The sequence below is a fragment of the Pseudomonas sp. GM50 genome (genome assembly GCF_000282375.1).
Lineage (GTDB): Bacteria > Pseudomonadota > Gammaproteobacteria > Pseudomonadales > Pseudomonadaceae > Aquipseudomonas.
Map to the genome: position 1 here is coordinate 114429 of NZ_AKJK01000043.1, position 20691 is coordinate 135119.

At 54.2% G+C, this 20691-nt stretch carries 18 protein-coding genes and 1 tRNA gene; 2 read left to right on the top strand and 17 right to left on the bottom strand.

The window, feature by feature from the left end; translation table 11 throughout:
- Positions 1–12: 12 nt before the first annotated feature.
- The 11 genes from PMI30_RS20030 to PMI30_RS19990 form a co-directional block, all read right to left on the bottom strand.
- Positions 13–936 carry a restriction endonuclease gene (locus tag PMI30_RS20030; protein WP_008008257.1) on the bottom strand — a complete coding sequence of 308 codons (924 nt, stop codon included), beginning with the start codon at positions 934–936 and terminating at the stop codon, positions 13–15.
- Positions 937–1072: 136 nt separating this feature from the next.
- Positions 1073–1615 (bottom strand): plasmid mobilization relaxosome protein MobC, encoded by a 543-nt coding sequence (locus PMI30_RS20025; RefSeq protein WP_008008260.1) that lies wholly within the window; start codon positions 1613–1615, stop codon positions 1073–1075.
- A gap of 386 nt (positions 1616–2001) precedes the next feature.
- The gene (locus PMI30_RS20020; RefSeq protein ID WP_008008263.1) at positions 2002–2562 is read right to left on the bottom strand and encodes a hypothetical protein; all 561 of its coding nucleotides are present in this window, start codon (positions 2560–2562) and stop codon (positions 2002–2004) included.
- 191 nt (positions 2563–2753) lie between these two features.
- Complete coding sequence (locus PMI30_RS20015) at positions 2754–3026, bottom strand: antitoxin VbhA family protein (RefSeq protein WP_008008265.1); 273 nt, start codon at positions 3024–3026, stop codon at positions 2754–2756.
- Between the two features lie 814 nt (positions 3027–3840).
- Entirely contained in the window at positions 3841–4917 is a 1077-nt protein-coding gene (locus PMI30_RS20010; RefSeq protein ID WP_008008268.1) for a type IV secretion system protein, read from the bottom strand.
- A 1-nt stretch (position 4918) separates the two neighbouring features.
- Positions 4919–5182 carry an EexN family lipoprotein gene (locus tag PMI30_RS20005; protein ID WP_008008271.1) on the bottom strand — a complete coding sequence of 88 codons (264 nt, stop codon included), beginning with the start codon at positions 5180–5182 and terminating at the stop codon, positions 4919–4921.
- Positions 5179–5658, bottom strand: coding sequence for a hypothetical protein (locus tag PMI30_RS20000; protein WP_008008272.1), 480 nt, complete (start codon positions 5656–5658; stop codon positions 5179–5181). The genes PMI30_RS20005 and PMI30_RS20000 overlap by 4 nt, the downstream gene beginning before the upstream one ends.
- A 330-nt stretch (positions 5659–5988) precedes the next feature.
- Positions 5989–6243, bottom strand: a complete 255-nt coding sequence (locus PMI30_RS19995; protein ID WP_008008274.1) for a hypothetical protein — start codon at positions 6241–6243, stop codon at positions 5989–5991.
- 17 nt (positions 6244–6260) lie between these two features.
- Entirely contained in the window at positions 6261–7289 is a 1029-nt protein-coding gene (locus PMI30_RS30105; RefSeq protein WP_008008276.1) for a hypothetical protein, read from the bottom strand.
- 23 nt (positions 7290–7312) lie between these two features.
- Positions 7313–7552, bottom strand: coding sequence for a plasmid-related protein (locus PMI30_RS31420; RefSeq protein ID WP_081501262.1), 240 nt, complete (start codon positions 7550–7552; stop codon positions 7313–7315).
- 372 nt (positions 7553–7924) lie between these two features.
- Positions 7925–8392 carry a plasmid fertility inhibition factor family protein gene (locus PMI30_RS19990; protein ID WP_008008278.1) on the bottom strand — a complete coding sequence of 156 codons (468 nt, stop codon included), beginning with the start codon at positions 8390–8392 and terminating at the stop codon, positions 7925–7927.
- 44 nt (positions 8393–8436) lie between these two features.
- Between PMI30_RS19990 and PMI30_RS30110 the strand changes: the two genes are divergently transcribed.
- Together PMI30_RS30110 and PMI30_RS19985 are read left to right on the top strand one after the other, a co-directional pair.
- Complete coding sequence (locus PMI30_RS30110; protein WP_008008280.1) at positions 8437–9459, top strand: hypothetical protein; 1023 nt, start codon at positions 8437–8439, stop codon at positions 9457–9459.
- A 223-nt stretch (positions 9460–9682) separates the two neighbouring features.
- On the top strand, positions 9683–10471 hold the full coding sequence (locus PMI30_RS19985) for a hypothetical protein (protein ID WP_008008282.1): 789 nt from the start codon (positions 9683–9685) through the stop codon (positions 10469–10471).
- 106 nt (positions 10472–10577) lie between these two features.
- Here PMI30_RS19985 and PMI30_RS19980 read toward each other — a convergent pair whose 3' ends face one another.
- The 6 genes from PMI30_RS19980 to dnaG all read right to left on the bottom strand — a co-directional run bounded on the left by PMI30_RS19980 (position 10578) and on the right by dnaG (position 20620).
- The gene (locus PMI30_RS19980; protein WP_008008285.1) at positions 10578–11219 is read right to left on the bottom strand and encodes a hypothetical protein; all 642 of its coding nucleotides are present in this window, start codon (positions 11217–11219) and stop codon (positions 10578–10580) included.
- Between the two features lie 349 nt (positions 11220–11568).
- A complete protein-coding gene (locus tag PMI30_RS19975) occupies positions 11569–12642 on the bottom strand; it encodes a site-specific integrase (protein WP_008008288.1) in 1074 nt (357 codons plus the stop codon).
- Positions 12643–12769: 127 nt separating this feature from the next.
- A tRNA-Ile gene (locus PMI30_RS19970) sits at positions 12770–12846 on the bottom strand.
- 15 nt (positions 12847–12861) lie between these two features.
- Positions 12862–16608: a bifunctional diguanylate cyclase/phosphodiesterase gene (locus tag PMI30_RS19965; protein WP_008008289.1), complete on the bottom strand. Its 3747-nt coding sequence runs from the start codon at positions 16606–16608 to the stop codon at positions 12862–12864.
- Between the two features lie 123 nt (positions 16609–16731).
- A complete protein-coding gene (gene rpoD, locus PMI30_RS19960) occupies positions 16732–18579 on the bottom strand; it encodes an RNA polymerase sigma factor RpoD (RefSeq protein WP_007904230.1) in 1848 nt (615 codons plus the stop codon).
- Positions 18580–18646: 67 nt separating this feature from the next.
- On the bottom strand, positions 18647–20620 hold the full coding sequence (gene dnaG, locus PMI30_RS19955) for a DNA primase (protein ID WP_008008291.1): 1974 nt from the start codon (positions 20618–20620) through the stop codon (positions 18647–18649).
- Between the last annotated feature and the right edge of the window lie 71 nt (positions 20621–20691).

Genomic DNA, 20691 nt, shown 5'->3' on the forward strand with positions numbered 1-20691 from the left:
GCAGTATCCTCATTATGCCTCGTCGTCGAAATAGTCGCTGTCTAGCTTCGGAAGTCTCAGCAAACGTGAAGAAACTCCGACTTCATGATCCATCATCAGGTGAACGAGCTTAGTTCCATCCACCAGAACGATACCGTCGACTGAGCTCGCGAAACCGATGGCTTGTGCAGTAAAGCCGGAAGTGGTGATGAATACACCTCGTTTGGCCTTTTGCCCTGCCAGTGCACCGTAAAACGCCTGTAGGTCTGGTCGACCGACGGTATTTTGCCAGCGTTTCGCCTGCACATAGACCTTTTCCAGGCCAAGCTTGTCCAGCGAGATTACCCCGTCGATACCACCATCGCCCGAGCCGCCCACACGCTGTAGGTCATTGCGGCTGGCACCGTAACCAAGGCGATGCAGTACATCTAGGACTATCACCTCAAAACGCCCAGGAGAGACCTGTAGCAGGTTATCCAGAAGGTCAACGGCAACTGCGTCCCGTAATTCCTTGAGTGCTTGTTCAAGACGGTCGTCAGGGCTCGTTGTCGCTGATAATGGTGACGGATTGGCTTGTAGCTCTACATCCAGGGGGATGGCGTCAGTTGGTGTTCTGAGCTTCACATCCATGAACCCAATAGCAAGACGTTCGACTTTCTCTTGTGGTAGCGGTGCCGGATTTTCCAATGAATAGGCTATGCCCTGCTCGGTTAGTTTCCAGTAGCCTCGTTTGGCGCTGCTGGAAAGACCTGCACGCTTTAAGCGATCGTGAGCCCATCCGGAGCGATTTTTATAGGTGGCCTGGCCGCTATTGATCAGCTCCTGACGTTGTGCTTCGCTCAGTTGCAACGCATCTGCAGCAGCTTCATGTGCGTCACGCGCCGATGCGCCCCCAGGTTGATCGGCAAGGAATCGCAGAATTGGCTCAATAAATTGATCATATGTGGGTACTGACATTGAGAACTCTTAAGTGTGTAAGCGGCCTGATTGTCCAACAGCCAGGAGGAAAATAGACGAGCCAGCAACTCGCCTATATAGCCTTTTCCCCACAGCATGCACAAGGAAGTGGCACTAGAGATGATCTCGTGTAGCGTCACTCAAGATCCCACCGTTCAAGGCTGGCCCGGATAGCGGTGCTCACGACATGCGTATGTCTGTCGATGATTGCGCGTAACCCCTTGATCAATTCTGTCTGAATAGGATCGGGGTCACCTTCATTCAGCTTTCTCGCGATCTGATTCAAATTTCGACCTATAGCAAGCAACTGGTAATTGGATTCGCCCAATGCCTCGATTTCGCTCATGCCGAACTGCGCTTCATTTGTCAGTCCGGCCCGAATTGCGTCGATGACCCATCGACGCTGTGAGCATCGTTCGACCTCGGCGCGTTTTGTAAGAGCCGCCTTTTCGGATGGTGTCAGCAGGATCTCAAAGCGAACCTTTGGCTCTTTATCTGGGATTGGCTTTGTTTGCTGATAGGTTTTCGGCTCTGTCAGTGCGTTCGCGCTTTCAAGCTGCCTTTCAATCGCTTCCTTGAGCGCCGCGCCGGGCTTCTTTCCAATTGACGCGCAGTAGTCAGCCCATGGCTTTTTCAGTGACCCCAGGTACACATTCAGGTACGGATTTTCTTTCTCCAAGGCGGCATTCCAAAGCAATCAGCGGTAATACAGTGAGAGTTTTGTTTAAAAGTACGCGCGTATTTTACCGGCGTTTTGCCTATCCTGCACTAGTGCTCCACCGTCTTTCAAATTTGTTCATGAACAAGGAAAAATGGTAGTGGAGGTGGCGTTGTGTAATACAGCTTTCCGGTGAAAGCCTATCCTGCACTAGGTCTCATATCCCCCAAACATTTGTTCATGAACAAGCTTTCCTTGATGCAGTGTGTCGGATAGCTGGTGTAGCGCGAAGGCAGGCGTAGTGGGTGTCACATTCCCGGCGGAAGCCTATCCTGCACTAGATCTCCAATTGGCTAAGTTCTTGTTCATGAACAAAGCCCGGACGGATTCAGCTACGGAGCCTGGCGCTATAGATTCAAGAACGTATCACCTGAAAATGTGTGTTCTTCTTCGTAAAGCGAGGTGTAACTTAGCTCAATCGAGACGTCTTTCGTTGTTAGGAAAGTAGCCAGCGCAAGCTCGCAACCAGAGTTGAACAGTTTCGACTTGCCCAGAATTTCGATTTCCATTCCGGGCCTTAAGGCGGCAACCTTGGTTGGCCAGCCAATAGAAAAGCAAAGCGGTTCCAAGCCCATATCGCGCAAGATTTTCGGCCATTGATTCTTGCCTAAGCCTGCATAGACTCTCCCCGATACGGAAACGCTCAGGGAAGTAAGTATCCCGAGCCCGATACCTTCATTGGTGAGATAGAGCCCGTTCTTTCCGTTGGCACCTGCGAGGTGAGGCGTGACCATCAAGTAAGGTCTTACGGAAAGCACATTGTGCTGCTTAGCCATATCAAGCTGCCATAACGACACGCATAGGGCGCCAAACGCAACGGCAAGCGCGGAGAGAGAGATCAGGCGTTCCGGGGAGCTATCGATTCGTTTCCAGATTGACGCTGGAGGCTTTAGGCGTGGGCGCTGCATGCTTGCCATCCCCCTTCTCTCAGGGGGCCGGTGAAACCTGTTGTGGGGTAATGCATAGGGGGGCCTTTCTCAGGCATATGTTTCTTGCTTTTTCACCGCTGCGCTGTCAGTCAGCGTGCAGTTGTTGCCTTGTTAGTCCGACAAATGTCGGGCATGTGGCTCAAAATGTTCAAGCTTCGGTGAACTTACGCTCACTTCGGTCGGGAAGAGGCGTTCTCTTGCTGCGAGATCGACACAAACTCGTCCAGATCAATTTCGCCGCTGATGTAGCGTTCGCCGATGCGTTTCATACCCTCAGTGACTTCAAATCCAGACAGGTTTAATGAGGCGTTGGCAAAGTCCACGGTTTCCTTTCGTGTGCTCTGTTCGGACTCCGATATCTGGTGATCCTTGAGCTGGTCAATCCCGGCTGAGGAGGCAACGTTGTCTTGCTGTTGAGTGGTTTTATGATTTTCTGAAGTCATGCTGTTTCCTGACGAGTTTTTGAGAAGTCTTGTTCATGAACAAGGAATTCAGGTTTGAAGCATTCCTGATTGCGCGCAAGCACGCCTTGTAAACCACGAACGTGATGGAGGTACTCGCACATGTGAAAGCGTGCATTGATCAAAGTACCAAGGTTTTTGCTGAATGTGGTGTCAAGGGCGGCACCGGAAGCCGCATGCGGAGCGGAGCCGAAGGCGAGCACCGAACGGGTGAGGATGACGGGCGTAGCCGCACCCTTGACTCCACAGGAAGCGCTCAGCCTATCGCCAGGGGTAGGTCAAGGGCTCCGCCCGCCGCCTGCCCCGCAGCCAGTCCGGCAAGTTCGGACACGGGATGCAACCGAAGGGGTTGCCCAAGCGGAGCACGGAGTTATTAGAGATCGTATTTCACTCGTTTTCATCGCATTGAGCTTTTCGGCGATAACTTTGGTTTAACGTTTTGCAGCGCTTGGTGAGTCGATTAAGGCAAGCGCTGAAATTGTCTTGTTTTTGTAGTTAATCGCTAAAATTCAATGATTTAACGGTTTCTCGAATTGCCCATCCCCCCGCCCTTCCCGCGAGCGGGAAGGGAGCGAGTCGCCCTCTGTCGTCAAGGGTACAGGGGAGGCCTTCGACCTTGATCCCCTACACCCATGCCGTGAGCGTTGGACGCTACTGCCGCGTCAAGGGGCCGAGTCCTCGTCGCTTTGCTCCTGTGGGCCGCACCAACCCCTTGACCCGTCATACGCTATAGCCGTTGAAGGTACTCAACAAAAGACCCCGTCAAAGCGAAGTCTGATGAGCAGTGGGTCAATTGCTACCGATTTACTTTACCTCCTGTAGCGTCCCCCCAGTTTTTCCCCATGTTCTGCATGACGTGCTGTCGGTAGGCTGGGTTCCAGGCTGTGTTACCGGCCGCGAGGTGGTTCAAGCGTCCAGCAGTGACCATTTGCCCCGACTGCATGTCGCGGCGCGTGGACTGTCGGTTGAGCCCTTTGGTGATTGGTGAGGCGGCACCGCTTGCGATTCCGCGTAGGGTGAGCCCTGCGCTGGATATTCCCCCTGCAAGGCTACCAGCGACTGCATTGGCTTGCTGCAGCATGTACAGCACAACGACCGTCACCACCAAAAGCTCCAGGAAGGTGGATATCGGGTAGTCACCGGGTGTCGCGAGTATGTCGCTCGTTAGCGATGAGAAAAACTTGATCCCAAAGCTGAGCACCGTGACAACCAGTGCGATTTGCAGGATGTAGGTGATGACCTGGGCGAACCAGCTATCGAACCATTTGGAGGTGAACTGCCCAAACAACAGCATCATGATAAAAATTGGCCCGATGCCGAGCATGATCGACAGCATTCCCTTTGCAACGATGATCATTGCCCCTGCTGGAACCGCGATAATAAGTGTTGCCGCGTATACGATTATGGCGGTCAACAAATCAAAAAATATCATTCCGATGTCGTACCCAGCACGAAGTCCCATCTTCGTTAGAATATCGGCGCCTATTGCCCAGCCGTCGGACATGGCCTTGTCCACTACCTGAAATACAGACCTTGAGACCGTTGAGTCGCCAGTAGCTGAAAAGGCAGAAGCAACCCCTGTTTCCAGGCCGTGTAGTGCCTCCACTACCCACGACATATACGTGTCTGCGTTCATTGCCAGCCCGCTGATTAGCAGAAACTTTCCGCAGGTCTTGAGGAAATGGGATGCGGGTTGCTCGATTGTGCCGGTGATCATCATAAAGCCCATCATGGTCAAATAGAGCGTTCCACAAAGCGTTACCGTTAGTGAAAAGTCATCGATGACTCGGCTGGACGTCACGCTTATGAAGGTCTGGAGGGTTTGGTCCATGCTCCCCGCCATCCATTCGAATATTCCCGTCGTGGTCGTCATTCTATTTTCCCTGAGAAGAAAAATTGATTGGCTCGCGGTGTTTGTAACCGCGTAGCTCCAGCGTTATTGCATTCGCGGCCGATGACGCGTTGATGCAGTTCGCAGAGATAGAGAGCTCTCCAGGGCTGGTCTTGCACCTCTCCAGCAGCTTCAAGCGCTCGGATGTATTTGCCTTGTACCAATCGACGGTTTGAATAGATTCTTGTCGTTCGCAGCCCGTGAGAATTGAAGCTGTGATGAGCAGGAGAGCAGGAACCCTTTTCATTTTTTCACCTCCCGGCCAATGCTGCTGGTTGGTTCCGCGCTTGCGGCTTTCGCGCTGCGATTGCTGAACACATTCAGCGCTGCGGCCAGCTCTGCTTGATCAATGATCCGTAGCGACGCGACTGTACGCAGAGCGCTTTCCCGCGTTCCTGCCCAGTTGCCTGCGAGGCGTTCAAAGGTATCGTTGAGAGCGCCTATGCAGGCGCATACGCAGCAGACTGAGAGCAGTGCAGCGAAATCTGGAGGGATCGGGGCTGACTGGCGGGGAAGCGTTATTCCGAACCAGTCAATGGCCGCCATTGCGAATGGCACCATTGCAAGTACTGCGGCTATGAGGTCTCGTTGCAGTAACGACGGCGCTCGTTTAGAAACCTCTTTCATGTATCCGAGCCGGTCTACGCACACCCAGTATCGGCGGACGGATATGAGAACAAACGTGCAGAAGGTGAGAATCGGTAGGTAAAGGTACGAGATCATTGTGTTGCTCCTTGGGGTAGGGGCGAACGCAGTGCTGTCTTTCCAGCCGTCCGGCGACTCTTTTTATCGAGCTACTTTTCCCGCCAGTCAGGGCTTGTTTAAGGCCCGTATCCAGTGCGCTTTTGTGGCGCCCTTGGGATGTGGTCTATACGGCGCGTCTTTCCGCTGCTTGTCCGGTGGCTCTTTCTATCGAGCTACTGTTCCCACCTGTCAGGGACTTTCTTTTCAGTCCCAGCACCCAGTACGCTGAAGCATTCTTAGGGTATTAAATTTACTGCGTTCAATAATAAGATTGCTTGATGAGTGTGCTTCTCCGTTACAGCGTAGAGCTTATGACCAGGATGTGCGGTCTATCATTATTTTGTCTGATATGTAGGGGATATTGGCAAGCTCATCCAATGCCATCTCTACAGTTCTGAACCAATATGCATGGTTTTGCTCATCCGTTACCGGATGTTCGATTGTGCCGTCCGATACAGTCAGGGCGAAGCCTTTTGCATAATGCGCGTGCAAAATGACCTGGATGTTGCCGGAGTGCTCCAGGCTATCGCAGTAGTTTTCAAGTTCCTTGAATTGTAGCTGCATTGTCGTTGCTCCATTGGTCAATTGATTAGCATCTTTCTTTTTAAAGTTGCTATTGCTTCTTGCCCGACACCGCCGTTCTGCGACCTTTTGTCTGCAATGGCTATTGCACCACTGCTAGGTTGAAGTTTTCCCTGGTGGTAAATTTTTAAAAGCCCGTGGAATAACTGAGTGATGGTTGTCTTTACTTTTTTTGACGCAATCGCAGCCGCCAACTCATCTAGTAATTTTTGCGCGTCTGTATCTGAAACCTGTAGCAGGGCTTCTTCTATTGATGCCTGTGCTGCCCGAGACAGGTCGTGAGGGAAAATCAGGCGGTCTGTTGTTGTATTGTTATTTTTATAGTTATTGTTAGGGTTATAGTTACCCGCCCCCCTAGGTATATGGGATAGATAGGGTACTGATACCCTGTTATCTTGGGCATGGCCTTCTGGCTTCCCTCTCCGGCTACCCTCGGCTTCGGCGTGGATGGCAGCCTTGGTGTTTTCTCCACTGATCTGGGAGCTATAGTCATCCACAGGCCTGTCCATGGGCTGGCGATGGGGTATCGATACCCTATCGGTAGCGTCACAGCGGTGGTTTTCTCCCTGATTAGCGCTTTGGCTCGACGCTTGGAATTCCTGGATTAGCATCTCGCGATACTCGTCGGACTCTTGCAGTCTTTCCGCCATGTCATCCAGATAGTCTGATATCCAATGCGCAGGCATTTCTCTGATTTGCTTGATGGACTTCTGACGTAGCGTTGGCGCTAGCGCCATTTTCGGGGAGTTATGCTCCCACCAAATGCGAACCCACACGAAGCTCGTTTCGGCATCGTATTTTATGAAGTCAGAGTCACAGAGGCGTTTCAGTACTGGCATGAATTGTGACTCTGTGTCCCATCCCATTTCTGCTGCAGCAATCCTTGGGACGATAGAATAACTACCAACAATGTTGCTGGAGGTACATGTTAATAGATAGACGAGAGTTGCTCGGTCTTCTTGAGTGCGCCCAGCCATCTTGGGTGAGTTCCAAAATTTCTTGTCGTTGATCGTCCGTTGCCGACCCATAGTAAATCTCCCTCAGGTCAGTATTATTGAACGTGTGCTTCGCTTTTTGGTGCTTCAAGCTGTAGTGCTACATTGACTTGCTGCGTACGAAAGTAGATGCGACGGCCGATCCGTATCATTGTGGGTTTAAGTTTTCTCGATAGGTCGGTGTCCGAGTAGAGTGAAACTCTTAGCCCATCTGTCGAGCGTCCAAGTAACTCGGCCAAATCAGGCAGTTGCATTAGTGCGCCAAACTTTCCAACCAAATACGCTTCAGTGTTCATCGTGGTTTCACCTTTTTTGATGCAGGTTGAGCAGCGCTCGGTAGTCTGCAAGTTCGTGGAGAAGTTAGACGATTATGAGCGTAAGTTAGTTGCTGTCAAACTTGTTGGTGACACGGATTGTCCAAGGTAGATAAGTTTGGTATTCGGTGTGTCGCCATATAACTACCAGCGTGGTATATCTTGGTTTTTTGTGGTTTGCAAAATTGCCAGTAATTCAAGGGGTTATAATTAATTTCATTTTTTTGGCAAAAAGATGGTTTTTTTGATGCTCATGCTGTTCAGAAAGGCTCTGAGCAGGGCGGTTTCCTGCATGTCGTAGGCATTCGGTCTTAATGGCGTGCTTCGGTGAAATCTGGAAGGCCGGCCGCGGATCTAGGGTGCGCAGTGGGCCTTCAATGCGTTGACCTCCGAAATATGGCACATCACTGGTATCCGCTTCGCTCCGGCAAAATACAGGTAGCGCGTGCGATGGCGACCGTTTGTGTACCCGATGTATTTCAAGCGATACACGACGGCCTTCTTAAAAAACCGCCATTTTCGTTCGTATTGAACGACATCCCGCTCGTTGAATGAGATGACCGGCATTTCGACTGGTTGCTCCCGTGGCCCAGGCGGTGCTAAGAAACAAAAGATCCCTTCCCGCTTGGCCGGTTGCCAATCCTCTACTGGTGAAAGCACATACCCCCGTATGTCCTGATTGGAAAAGTGGATCAGCTTTTCCGTGTCGACCTCTACCACCTCGTAGTTCACGTAGCCAGGCCTGCGGCGGAGTGCAACGCTTTGGTAGTTAGGATGGTCCTTGCCCAACTGCACATGGAATAGTTCGTCGTCTTGCGACATTGTTGTTCCCTTGTCTAATTGTGGTTGCAGCAGGGAGTGTGCAAGTGAGTGAAATGGCTGACAAGGTAGAGGTTCTGTCCCTTGAGGTCTCTGATCGGATGATGGGAGCCTCACGGGCGTTGTGCTCCATCAAGTTCTCGATGGACATGAGCTCCCGGTATTATTTTGAGCAGGAGTATCAAAACGACTGGATGGACAGTGGTGGTACCTGCGCTTTTTGGGGGCATTCATTTCTACGCATTGTGGTGCCTTTTCTCGACTGGGAGGAATCCCAGTCGGTGCGGTTCAAAGCCCTTGTTGATCCTCGCTATGTCCTTGGGGCTAGCATCAAGGGGAAGCCTCAACACGTCCCTGAAGAGGAGATCGCGGATAGGATTGAGAGCTACTCGACGAACTTTACCTGGTCCAACAAGGCTCTTTACACCTGGTACAAGCCCTTGGGCATATTGACCGCGCATGAAGGTAAGCATCGTGTTGCGTTCATGCGTACTCATGGGAATAAACCGATTGCTGCCTGGGTTGATGAGCAGAATTATCCTGCTGCCAAACGAATTCAGCTCATAGAGCCAGCAAGGCGGCAGGATGAGTGGTTAGCTCTGCTAGACGGGCGATACCTGCAAGTACTCCAGCGACCCTATACCTCGGTAGCACTGTTACGGGAGTATGGTGTGGAGTCCTTCAGATGGCATCAACTGAAGGACCTTCCGCCTGAAGACTTGGTGAGAGACGCCGTTTACCAGCGTCGACTGCACAAAATACAGGAAACGATTAGAGAAGCTGATCGAACCCTAGATCTACTTGAACTTGTTGCTGTGGTCTCGGCCCCGGTACCTGAGAGTAAAAGCGTCCGTCTCAACCTATTGATGCTGGATAATCTGAGGTTCGACGCGCTCCGGTATGCTCGATGGCCAAGTAGCCTGTTGGCTCTGAGTTTGGCTGCCAAGCTAGTCGACGGTGTGTTTGAGCTTTCCGGGTTTGATGAGGTTGCAAACGGATTATTTTGCGCAGCCTTCGCTATGGCATTCGCACCAATGCTAATGGAGTGGAGGCGGCGGAAATCAACGTAGCAAGCTAATTCTCGGTGGCACGATCTGCTGTTAAAAAAGCATGATCCGAGACGGTTCTGAAAAGTTTAGGTAAGCGATTTCAGGCATAAAAGCCCCTTTTTATAGGTGGCGCTTATTACATTTGCGTTTACAGTGCGTAATTGCATGGACTAGACCGCCCATTTGCATTACCACTACTGATTAGTCAGCCCATGCTTCAATCTGCTAATAACGGGAGTATATTTTGTACAAGAAAAAGCATAGCCCTGCGGAAAAACCTAACGTATTGGAGGTGGATGGCGAAAAATTAAGCAATCCTCATCAATTCACGAGAGTTCAACATGTGATCCCGCAGGCGCACCTCAAGGAGTGGGCAAACGCTGACGGAAAATTATCCATTTTTGGAATGGAAGACCCAGTTAGGGTTGATAAAGCCTTCTATGTTGATCGACTTTGGAGTCAATGGGCAGAAGGGAAGATGCTGGGCGCAAACGAAAATAATTATTTTATACAGTCTCGCTTGATAAGAGCTGGCTCGCCAATCACAGAGCATACGCACCTTACAGCGTATTTCTGCATGCTGCATGCTCGGATGGTTGTTACTCATAAAGAACGCCCACAATATGCATCAATTATGACCGAACCTAACATTGTGCCAAGCAAGGCTGATTTAGAAAAAGTGGAAGCGAGTAATGCCAAAAGTCATGTTCATGAAGTAATGTTTGGCGACGACGATTCTCAGGCCGTTGCTCGGCAGCTTGTAACTATGCATCTACAGGCTGATTATCAGCGGTGGGTACGATATTATGAATCTACTCAATGGGAGGTTTTTCATATAGATCTAGGCCGATTTATTATGCCTGATTTCTTACGGGAATTACTGGTAATGAGGCGACCAATCCTTCCTATAACCCCTCAGACAATCGCCATTGATTCTAATTTGAAGCGACAATTGGAAAAAGCTGGCTGGCTCACCGAGCGAGGAATCAACACGATTCTGAAGGCTGGTGTGAAAAAACACTACGTGCAGTGATGTAATTTTTAGCAGGTTGCAGGGCGTGTAAGTTCTCACGTCAAAAGGCGGGCTAGATGCTATATAAGTATAGAAACTAGAGGTGGTCGATGCGAATTAGGCACGTTTAAGCTGGCGCTGCGGGTCGACCGGGTCGCTGCACTTTTAGGGGCTTCTTAGACCCATCACCCCGATTCAGTCGATGCCACATGATATCATCATATTGCACTGGAAATATTTTGCCCTGAAACTCTTCTTGAATGTGTTCGGTAATCAGATCTTGTAGTGCTTTGTATTCCAGTATTTCAAGGGTCGCAATTGTTTTAGCTTTTATCCTAGCAAGCGGGTATTTGGATTTTAGAAAGTTCATTATTGGATTGTCGATTGCTCCATGAAGAAATGGTAGCAACATTACTGTGGTTTTGGAATCCGGTAAGTGGCAGTAATGCACATAAACCTTCACTGAAATGTCGAATACTTTGGCGGCGTGCCCATACGATGCCGGCCTGCTCGGCTTCTCAGGTTTATTTTTAAATGTTTTGCGTGCCGTAGAGATCCTGCCTGCGAACCAGTTGCAAAACTCAGAATGTATTTGTTCGTATTCCTGGTGATTGGAAACTCTAGAGAGTTGTCTGAAAGACTTGTGAAGTTGATCCGAGATTTTCTCCTTTGAGTCTTTTTCAAACAAACGAATCATTGCAGTAAATGTCATTGCCATATCGATCACATTCGAGGCCTTGATCGATTCCGCTTCCTCGTTTGGACTCACGCGCATCTCCTTAGCCGGCAGTGTTAGGCATTTGCAAGGCTAACCTTATTGAGCATCGCTCTCAATCTTCATGACCTATGGCGACCCGCCACTACTGGCCGTTTGCTCTCCTACGGGAAGGCTAGCGCTGGGCAACTACTTGAGGCGAAGGGCTGCATTGGGTCGATTCTGCCGGTTACGACCGGCAGTGATGCGCAGTTCTCTGCCGATCATGGTCACCAAACGTGCTGGTCAAATCCGATGCAATCGGTGGTCAGAACGAATGCAGTCAGGTGCTCAAGTAGAGTGCAATTTCGCATACAGAAAAGATCCGAAAGCGGGGGCGCGTGGACAAAATCCCCCATTTTAACTAGTAAACTTCAGTGCCGGGTCTCGTTATTTTGTCCAGTTTACTGACGAGGTCTTCGGCTCGCAGGTGTGTGTAACGCTTAAGCATCTGCATCGATTTATGCCCACTGATAGCTGATACCTCCTGGTCGGACAGTCCACCCTCGACAAGCCGACTCACTGCTTCGTGACGCAGGTCGTGAAACCTGAAATCAGGCAGATCGAGTTTCTTCTTCAACTGACCCCAAATCTTGGTGAAGGTATACGGCCGCCGCTTCCCGTCCTTCCCAGGCTCACCAAAAAACACCAGATTGCAGTCGATCGGACGCACCGGGTTATCCATCGCAGCTTTAAATACTTCGGTGGCACGCTTGCTCAGAGGCACGGTGCGCGAGCCGTCGTTCTTTGTGTCTGAGAGGCGTATGACGCGCTTTGCCAAATCCACTTGAGGACGACGTAGGGATGAGATCTCTGACGAGCGCATACCCGTTTCCAGAGCGATGCAAACAATCCAGCCCAGCATAGGGTTGCTATGTCGATTCACGGCCGCGAGCAGAAGGCGTTCTTCCTCCGGCGATAATCTTCGGTCACGACCATCCCCAGGACTCGGCTTACGGATGTTCAGCACTGGGTTGAACGTCAGGCCCAAACCCCACTCCTGAATCGCTACCGTGTACAGGTGGCTTAATAGGGCCAGCTCCAGGCGAACGGTGTTGTTGCTTATGGTTCCACCACGGCTGGGTTCGTTCAGGCGCTTGTCGCGATAGCCGGCGATGATTTCAGCGGAGAGGGCAGCCATGGAGTATTTGCCCAGGTGCTCGATCAGTTTCTTGGCTTTCGAGGTTTCGCCACGCTGAGTGGTGGGCTTCTTGGTGGGGGTTATGTCGCTCAGATAGCGCTTGAGTGCAGCCTCTAGCGTCATTTTCTCCGAGCCGCTACGCCGGATGTACACACCACGAACCATTTCTTCTTCAGTGCGCCGAGACCAATCCTCCGCATCACGCTTGGTGCGGAAGGTTTTAGCCACGGTCGGCCAGCCAGTTTTGCGAATCAGCGCCTTCCAAGTACCAGAAGGAGTTTTGACGATTGTAGCCATAGGGGAGGGGGTTCCTAGGAGGCTGGTGATCCAGCACTGTACCTAATTTGTACCCTTGGAGCGTAGGACTGTAAAAGCAGGGCTTCACCCAGAAACACGAAAGCCGCGCAGTGCGCGGCTTTGAGTATGGTGGGCCCAGTAGGACTCGAACCTACGACCAAGGGATTATGAGTCCCCTGCTCTAACCAACTGAGCTATAGGCCCTCAGTAGGCCGCGGATTATAGCGACGGTTTCTCAGCTGTGCTATCCGAAAAATCCAATATGGCTGTACGAAGAAACGTCGCGGCGAATTCGTCGGGGGGAAGTGGCAGGCTGACAATGTAACCCTGGATCTGTTCACAGCCCTCCGCAGCCAGGAATTGCTGCTGCGCCTGGGTTTCGACGCCCTCGGCGATGACGGTGAATTGCATGCTGCGGCCCAGGGCGATGATTGCGCGAACAATCGCCGCGTCGTGTGGGTCGTCCGGCAGGCCGCGGACGAAGGATTGGTCGATCTTGAGGATGTCCAGCGGCAGGCGTTTGAGGTAGCTCAGGGACGAATAGCCGGTGCCGAAATCGTCGATTGCCAATTGCACGCCCAGGCGTTTGAGTTGGTGCAGCACCGCCAGCGCTTCTTCGGCCTGGCTCATGATGAAGTTTTCAGTGATTTCCAGTTGCAGGAAGCCGGGTTTGAGGTGGTTGTCCTTGAGCAATTGTTCGATCCTGCCGAGCAGGTTCGGCTGGCGCAGTTGCGCACCCGCGAGGTTGACTGAGAGTGGGCCCAGGCACTCATAGACCTGATTCCACTCGTACATCTGTCGGCAGGCTGTCTCAAGTACCCAATCGCCGATTTGCAGGATCATGCCGTTTTCTTCGGCCAGGGGAATGAAGTGCTCGGGAGGTACATCGCCGAAGGTGGGGTGATGCCAGCGAATCAGCGCTTCGGCGCCGACCACTCGATGATCGTCCAGACTGATTTTGGGCTGGTAGTACAAAAACAGCTCATTGCGCTCGATAGCGCGCCGCAGTTCATGTTCCAGCGCCACGCGCTCGCTGGCTTGGGCGGTGAGATCGCGGGTGTAGCTTTCAACCCGGTTACGGCCCTTGGCCTTGGAGCGATACATCGCGGCATCGGCGTTCTTGACCAGTGTAGCGACGTCGCAGCCGTCCTTGGGGTACAGGCTGGTGCCGATGCTGGCGCTGATGAAAAACTCGTGCTCGCCGGCCTGGAAAGGGGCGGCGAAGCAATTGAGTAGTTTGGTGGCAATGTTGTCGGCGTCGCTGGACTGTTGCAGGCCGGGGAGCAGGATGATGAATTCGTCGCCCCCCAGCCGCGCCACGGTATCGATATCGCGCAACTGCTCCTTGAGGCGCACGGCAATGCCTTTGAGCAGCAGGTCACCGACCGGGTGGCCGAGGCTGTCGTTGATGTGTTTGAAGCGGTCCAGGTCGAGAAACAGCACGGCGCCCTGGCCACCGTTTTCCTGTTGGCTGTTCAGCGCGGTCAACAGCCGACTCTCGAACAGTGTGCGGTTTGGCAGGCCCGTCAGCGGGTCGTGGTGCGCCTGGTAGTCGAGTTTGGCCTGCGCGTGCTTGAGGCTGGAAATGTCCGCGAACACCGCAACAAAGTGGGTGATGAATTTATCCCGATTGCGCACTGCGCTGATAGTCAGCCAGCTCGGGTAGAGCTCGCCGTTCTTGCGCCGGTTGGAAATCTCGCCTTGCCAATGACCGTCGGCGGTCAATTGATGCCACATCGCCGCATAAAATGCGCTGTCATGCAGGCCCGAGGCGAGCAGGCGAGGGGTGTGGCCCAGAGCTTCGCTCTCGCTGTAGCCGGTAATTTCGGTGAACGCACGATTGACCGCGCTGATGTGCTGTTGGGTGTCGGTGATCAATACGCCCTCGGCAGTGCTCTCGAACACCGTGGCGGCCTGCTGCAATTTCTCCTGCATCAGATGCCGCTCGGTAATGTCCCGGGCGATGGTCAGCATGCAGTCCTCATCGCCGATGGGCAATGGACGGCTTGAAACCTCACAGAGCCGGATCTGCCCGTCTTTGCGGCGGATGTGGCAACTGAAGTCACGGACGAAACCATCCCGGTGCAGCAACTCGAGCATCTGTTTGCGTTCGTTGAGATTGACCCAGATCCCCAGGTCCAGGGCCGACCGATCCACGGACATCGCACTATTGAAACCGGTAATACGGCTGAAGCCTTCGTTGACTTCCAGCAGCAAGCCGTCGCTCTGCCGGGACAAGAGCAAGCCGTCGGGAGACGCATGAAAGGCCTTGGCGAATTTCTCTTCGGAGGTTTGCAGCTGTTGCTGGGTTTCCTTGAGCTGACTGATGTCCCGCACGACGACCACCAGAGCCGGGGTCGTATCGAGATCGAAAGGCTCGGCGGAAATCAGGCCGGTAAACACCTGGCCATTGCTGCGGCGAAAGGGCATCTCCAGGTTGCGGATGCTGCCGGCCTGCAACCGCTGCAACAAACCCGGCCCCACGCCGGGTACGCCCCAAATGTTCAGGTCGGTGGCGGTCTGGCCTATGACGTCTTCGGCCTTGAGGCCGATCTGTTCTTCGAACGCTTCATTGACTTCCAGCAGACAACCGTCGGAAAGCCGCGCGATCACCAGAATGTCCGGGCATTGCTGGAACACCGATGCGAACTTCTGTTCCGACAGGCGCAGCGCCTCTTCAGTGCGCTTGGCTTCGCTGATGTCGATCATCAGCCCGCGCAGTACCGGTTCATGGGCGTGCTCGATCAGGCTGACGATATCGCGGACCCAAAGGCAGCGGCCATCAGCGGTGATGACCCGGTAATCGACGCTGTGATCGCGTCCGGCCGCCACTTCGCGGTCGCAGAAGGTCTGGGCCCGCGTCAGATCCGCGGGGTGGATAATGTTGCGCCAGAAGCCCGGAATCAGCCAATGGGGCAGGGGATAACCAAGCAGATCCTGAGCGTGAGGTGACACGTAACTGTAGGTGTAATCGCTGATCCGCGCCTCCCAGGCGATGGCTGAAAGACTCTCCACCAGCCCGCGGTAATGGTATTCGCTGCTGCGCAGCTCCTGTTCCAGAGCGACCCGACGGGCAATTTCCGAACTGAGTCGGCGGTTGATCCGGATAACCACCGCCAGCACGATCATCAGAAACAGCAAGCCTGGCAGGCCGTAACTCAGCGCGTCCAGCCAGAAGGTTCGATGGTCCAGGACGTTACCGACCCAATGCTCCTGGATGGCACTGATTTCACTTGGGGTCATGTCTGCCAGGACTTTGTCCAGGATGCTGACCAGCAGTTTGTTGTTCGGGGGCACGGCCATTGCCAATTGGTAGCGATAGGGTGTTTCACCGCTGACGTAGAGCCCGTCGAGCTTGAGCTGGCGCAGACTCCAGACACTGGAGGCGAGATCGCCCACTACGGCGTCCACAGCGTCGGTGGCGAGCGCCTGCAGCGCCGAGCTGACGTTGGGCATCGCCACCAGATTCAGGTCGGGATGGTGGGTGCGCAATAGTTCATGGGGGGCATAGTTTTCCACCACGGCGATCTTCAGCCCGTACAGGTCTCCGAGTTTGCGCGGTTGGGGGCCTCCGACGTGAGCCAGAATGACAATCGGAAAGTCGAGATAGGGGCGGGTGAACGACAGATACGTCTGGCGCTCGGGGGTCGACATAATGCCGGGCAAGATGTCCAGCTTGCCTTGTTTGGCCTGCTTCAGGACCTCGGTCCAGCTGACCGGCTCGATGGGCGTGAGTTTGATGGCCAGCCGTTGGCGGATAACGTTGATGTAGTCCGCTGCCAGGCCCTGATAACGCCCATGTTCGTCGCGAAATTCAAACGGCGGCCAGGACGCGTCCACGCCCAGGCGCAATTCCGGATGAGCCGTCAGCCAGTTACGTTCTTCGTCGGTAAGAGTCAACGCACCAGCCGTTGCGGTCCAGGTCATCAGCGACAGCAAAAAAAGCACGGTCGGCCATCTGGGCATAACGGTCTCGTTATGGCTGCGGGGGAATGTTTCGAGTGTAGACGGGCTATTCGGCGGGGGGGATGTACGGGGCATTTAATCTGTATAAAGCAAAACCCCCGGCCTGGGCCGGGGGTTCTGTGATCACTCGTCGAGGAAGGAGCGCAAATGCTCGCTTCTCGTCGGGTGGCGCAGCTTGCGCAGCGCCTTGGCTTCGATCTGACGAATCCGTTCACGGGTCACGTCGAACTGCTTACCAACCTCCTCGAGGGTGTGGTCGGTATTCATGTCGATACCGAAGCGCATGCGCAGAACCTTGGCTTCACGGGCAGTGAGGCCGGACAGTACTTCGCGAGTCGCTTCTTTAAGGCTCTCAACAGTGGCGACATCGATTGGCGACTGCATGGTCGAGTCTTCGATGAAGTCACCCAGATGAGAATCTTCGTCATCACCGATCGGGGTTTCCATGGAGATCGGCTCTTTAGCGATCTTCAATACCTTGCGGATCTTGTCCTCAGGCATTTCCATGCGTTCGCCCAGCTCTTCCGGGGTCGGTTCGCGACCCATTTCCTGCAACATCTGCCGGGAAATACGGTTGAGCTTGTTGATCGTCTCGATCATGTGCACCGGAATACGGATGGTGCGGGCCTGGTCGGCGATCGAGCGAGTGATCGCCTGACGGATCCACCAGGTGGCATAAGTCGAGAATTTGTAGCCGCGGCGGTATTCGAACTTGTCTACCGCTTTCATCAGACCGATGTTGCCTTCCTGGATCAGATCGAGGAACTGCAGGCCACGGTTGGTGTACTTCTTGGCGATGGAGATCACCAGACGCAAGTTCGCTTCGACCATCTCTTTCTTCGCGCGGCGGGCCTTGGCCTCACCGATCGACATGCGACGGTTGATGTCCTTGATCTCGGCGATCGTCAAACCGGTTTCGGTTTCCAGCGCGGTCAGCTTCTGCTGGCAACGAATGATGTCCGGTTGCAGGCGACCAATGGCTTCAGCGTATTTGCTTTTGCCTTTGGCCAGTGCATCGGTCCAGCTTTCGTCGACTTCGTTGCCCGGGAACTGGCGCAGGAAGTCGGCACGCGGCATGCGGGCATCACGAACGCACAGTTGCATGATCGCGCGCTCTTGCTGACGCAGACGATCCAGGGCGCTGCGAACACGCTCGACCAGGCCTTCGAATTGCTTCGGCACCAGTTTGATCGGCATGAACAGCTCAGCCAGGGCGATCAGCTCGGCGATTGCCAGCTTGTTGCCACGACCGTGCTTTTTCAGGGCCTTGCGGGTGATTTCCATCTGATCGGCGACAGCGCCAAAGCGCTGTGCGGCGATGACCGGATCCGGACCGCTTTCGGCTTCTTCTTCGTCATCGCTCGCTTCGGCGTCATCGTCGTCGGTGTCGTCATCCGCTTTCACGGCTTTCGGGTCGACAGGCGGTGGCACTTCGGCAGCAGGCGGCGCAATGCCGTCGTCCGGGTCGATATAACCGCTCAGGACGTCGGACAGGCGGCCACCTTCGGTGGTGACGCGAGTGTACTCGGAGAGAATATGGTCAACCGTGCCAGGGAAGTGCGCGATTGCGCCCATCACTTCGCGGATGCCCTCTTCAATACGTTTGGCGATTTCGATTTCGCCTTCACGTGTGAGGAGCTCTACCGTACCCATTTCACGCATGTACATGCGCACTGGGTCGGTGGTGCGACCAATGTCGGTCTCGACCGCTGCCAACGCTGCTGCTGCCTCTTCGGCCGCGGCTTCGTCGGTATCGGCGTCGGCCAGCATAAGGGAATCCTTATCTGGCGCAACCTCGAATACGTTGATCCCCATGTCATTAATCATGCGGATGATGTCTTCCACCTGTTCCGGATCTGAAATATCCTCCGGCAGGTGGTCGTTGACCTCCGCGTAAGTCAGGTAGCCCTGCTCACGACCAAGTGTGATCAACTCTTTGATACGAGACTGCTGTTGCGCTTTTCCGGACATAACACCCTATCCACTGAAGGTCTTGGCGGGCAAAAAACAAGCCGAGGATTATACCTGAGCTATGACCTCACGCGCCAGTTGAGGTCGGGCTTGATACGGAAACATTGCGACTTAAAAGGTCGCGCAGTTGATTTTTCTCTTCGGCGCTCAATTCACTTTGACGTGCTTTTCGAAGAAGTTGTTCCAGGTTCCGCTCGCGTTGGCGGGCTGACAAGCTAGTAATGGTGTCGAAAAACTGTTGTTCAAGGTTATCTCCATCAATCAGCCATTCCTTTTCTGCCAGCGCTTTTAGCAGTCGGCCTTGTTCGGTGCCGTGCCAGCGCGCAATCAGTTGAAATGAGTTTAGCTTGGGATTCTTCTGTACGGCTTCGAGCAGGGCGACCAACAGTTGCGTGTTGGTATGGTCCTCGGCAGCGAAGTGCCCCGCATCCTCGACTTTCTCAGCCAGTTGCGGGTGATGCAGCAACGTGCGCAAGGCGGCCAGGGTGGGCGGCTCTACAGCGGCTGGCACCCGTGGCGCCCGCGGTTGATCACGCTCGCCGCCACGTTTGCCGTTCTTGTCCCACGGCTTCTTGTCCCATTTCTTGCCACCTGCACCAGGCTTTTTCGGCGTCCATTCCTGCTGCGGCGCGTACATCTCTTGCGCCTGCGGCTGATGGTAGTCGCTGTAATCCGGCATGGCGTCGTAATCGATGCCCGGATCGTAAGCGGGTGGCGCTTCCTGAGGCTGAGGCGTGCTTTGCACGAGTTGGCTCACGGCTTCACCGCTAAGCCCGGTAATTTCGCTCAGGCGCTGGCGCATCAAGATGCGCAGGTTGGCGCCCGGGACTTTGTCGATCAGCGGCGCGGCGAGGGTGGCCATGTGGGCCTTGCCTTCGAGGGAGCGCGGGTCCGATTCTTCGGTCAGCTGTTGGAAGAAGTAATCGGCCAACGGCTGGGCGTGCTGATTGATTCGCGCGCGGAACGCGTCAGTGCCCTCGGAGCGGACCAGGGTATCCGGATCCTCGCCCTCAGGCAGGAACAGAAAGCGCGCCCGGCGCCCGTCCTGCAGGCATGGCAGGGTTGCCTCCAGCGCCCGCCAGGCGGCATTTCGGCCTGCCTGGTCGCCGTCGAAGCAGAACAGTACGCTGGGCACGACGCGAAACAGGCGCTTCAAGTGCTCTTCGCTGGTGGCGGTGCCCAAGGTTGCGACGGCATTGCGCAGGCCTTGCTGGGCGAGGGCGATGACGTCCATATAGCCTTCGACTACGATGATTTCGTCGAGGTTGCGGTTGTTCTTGCGTGCTTCATAGAGGCCGTAGAGTTCCTGGCCTTTATGGAAAACCGGGGTTTCCGGTGAGTTCAGGTATTTCGGCTTGTCGTCGCCCAGCACTCGGCCGCCGAAGGCGATGATGCGCCCGCGACTGTCGCGGATCGGGAACATCACGCGATCGCGGAAGCGGTCATAGCGCTTGCCGGTTTCGGCGTTCTCGATCAGCAGGCCAGCATCGATCATGGCTTTTTGCTGCAGGGTATCGCTGCTCAAGTGCTTGTACAGATTATCCCAGCCGGGTGGGGCAAAACCGAGTCCGAAGTCCCGGGCGATTTCTCCCGTCAGTCCACGACCCTTCAAGTAATCCACGGCGGCTTTGCGCGACGGATGGCTTTTCAGGGCTTGACGATAAAAATCGGCGGCGGCTGTGAGCAGCGGATACAGCGGCGAATCGGTGGGCTGCCGCGGTTTGTGCGGTCGGCCACTTTCTTCGCGGGGAATTTCCATGCCGGCGGCTTTGGCCAGTTCTTCGACAGCCTGGACGAAATCCAGGTTGTCATGGTCCATCATGAAGCCGAGGGCGTTACCGCCAGCGCCGCAGCCGAAGCAGTAATAGAACTGTTTGTCGGGGCTGACGCTGAAGGAGGGGGTTTTCTCTTTATGAAACGGGCAACAGGCAGTGTAGTTTTTGCCGGCTTTTTTCATTTGCAGGCGCGAGCTGACCACGTCGACGATGTCGGTGCGGTTCAGAAGGTCGTCAATGAAGCTCTGGGGAATTAGCCCGGCCATGGCGTTCTCGTCATCTGCGCTGATATGGACCCAAAACGAAGGGCGGCCGAACGCGGGTCGTTGTTTGAGGC